At 65.7% G+C, this 2,241-nt stretch carries 1 protein-coding gene; it reads right to left on the bottom strand.

Features of this window, described 5'->3' with window-relative positions; genetic code table 11:
* A partial coding sequence (locus tag FJ980_RS34895; RefSeq protein ID WP_246676615.1) for a DUF5801 repeats-in-toxin domain-containing protein occupies window positions 1–2,241 on the bottom strand: 2,241 nt, incomplete at both ends.

Below are 2,241 nucleotides of genomic sequence, written 5' to 3'. Positions count from 1 at the left end.
AGGAAAGATCGATCGGGCTCGTCAGCTGGTTTTCGCCATTGTCTCCGGCCTGGCCGTCCAGCGTGGGATGATCGATCTGATCCTTGAGCGTGAAGACGTAGGAGCCGTCGGCACTCACGGTCAGCCGGAAGACCTCGCGGTCGCCGTCCGAGAATCCGGCGCCGTTTCCTGCCTCGGCATAACCATGCAAGGTGCTCCCATCGGATACGATGAGCACATGCGCGCCCTGCGACGTAAGGCCGGAATCCGCCGGCACGGCCGTCGAGGCAAGATGAAACGCCTGGGCGCCCGGGCCGTCGGCGCCGAAGTCGACGAGCGCGGTCAGCGCGCCGGCAGCGCCCGTGACGGTCGCGGAAAGGCCGATCGCTCCCGTCTCACCCGGCCTGCCGGCATCTGGGTTGTGTCCGGCAAGCCCGTCTTCGTCGACATTCGCCGTGATCGAGGCGGTTCCGACGGCCTTCGGCCCGTCATCCTCGAAGACGATGGTCTGGGAGATGTCGGCGCTTTGTGTGATGTGGTCGCCGTCGCCATCGGTCGCGGTGACGGTGACCGAGACCGAGCCGGCGCCGAGCGCGATGCCCTCGTCGTTGCTGCTGGTGTCGGGATGGTGGAGCGAGACGTATTGCGCAACCGCGACCTGGCCGGTGGCGGCATCGACATGCAGGGCGAAGGCGACCTTGTCGGTGGCGGTAACGCCGTTGTTGTTGGCGTCATAGACGCCGATGATGTGGCCGTTGCCGTCGTTGAACAGCGAGATTGCGTGGCCATCGGTGGTCTTCAGGCCGGAATCCACGCCCGTATTGCTGGCAAGGGTGAGCGCATAGACGAGCGAATTGCTCGCTGCCGCGCCGTCGGCGCCGAACAGCGCCGTGGCGTTCACGACGCCGCCGCTGCCTTGCGCATATTGGTGCAGCGGCATGTCGGGATCGGTCCCGGCATTGACGCCGATAAACAGGTCCTTGACGGCCTGATTAGTGGTGTCGTCGGAATCGGCATCGACACCTGCGGTCTCGTCGATAACGATGATGTCGCCCACCTTGATGTTGGCAAGGAAGGTGCCGGTATTGTCGCCCTTTTCGCCGATTTCACGGAACGTCAGTGAGTTGTCGCCGGCCGTCGCCGTGACGTCGATGGCGATGGTCTGCATGACGCCCGACGTGGGATCATAGGTTCCGACCGAGACGCCGTTCCACAGCACTTCGAGCTTGGCGCTGTGTGGGAGGCTGGTGTCGTTGGCGGCGCCGATCTCGAAGGAGATGCGGTATTCGCCGGCGCTGAGCAGCATGGTCTGCGAGATCTGGATGTTGCCGGGGCTGGCCTCGAGGTCGACCATAACGCTGTTGGTCGGGCTGTCTGCACCGCGATAGCCGTCACCGACCTTCTGCAATTCGATGCTGCTGGCGCCCTCGTAAGGCGAGGCCGTGACGGTCCAGGCGCCGGCGGGACCGGTCGTGGTGCCGCTGCCCGCACCCCAGGCGTCGCCATTGGGGACGAAGCCGTCCAGGAACAGGCCGTTCAAGGCACCGTTCGGCTGCGAGATGGTCAGGCTCGGACCATCGTCGTCGAAGCTGATCTGGCCCGAGACATCGGCGCTGGCGCTGGCGGTGTCGCCGTCGCCATCGGTGACGGTCACGCTCACTGCGACCGAATGCAGGCCCAGCACCACCGTGTCGTCCGGATTGGAGGCGTTCGAATGATGAAGCGACAGATATTGCTCGACGGTCACCTTGCCGGTGGCCGGATCGATCGACAGCGCGAACGCCGCATCGCCATTGAACGTTCCGCCCTGCACGACGCCGACCACGACGCCATTGGCCAGCGTCTGCAAGGTGATCAGCGAGCCGTCGGTGACGGCAAGGCCCGAGACCGCATTGGTCACGCTCAGCGCATAGACGGTGCTGCCCGAAACGGCCGGACCGTCGGCGCCGAACAGCGCCGTGATGTTGACGAAGGCACTGTCGCTGGTGCCGTGCGCGATCGCGCCGGTGCCGCCGACATCGGGATCCTCGCCCTTGGTGACCGTACCAGTGTCGATCCCAGCCGGGGTGCTCGCGGTCGCCGTCTCGTCAAGCGCTACCGTAACGCCGGTGGCGGCGACAGCCGTCACCTTCGGCCCGTCATCGTCGAAACTGATCTGGCCCGAGACGTCGGCGCTGGCGCTGGCGGAGTCGCCATCGCTATCCGTGATCGTGACCTTCACGGCCAGCGAGCCGGCGGTGAGTGCAACCGTGTCGTCGGGAT

This window comes from Mesorhizobium sp. B1-1-5 (assembly GCF_006443065.1).
Lineage (GTDB): Bacteria > Pseudomonadota > Alphaproteobacteria > Rhizobiales > Rhizobiaceae > Mesorhizobium.
Note: the sequence above shows the minus strand (reverse complement) of the source record. Positions and strands in the feature narration are given on the sequence as shown.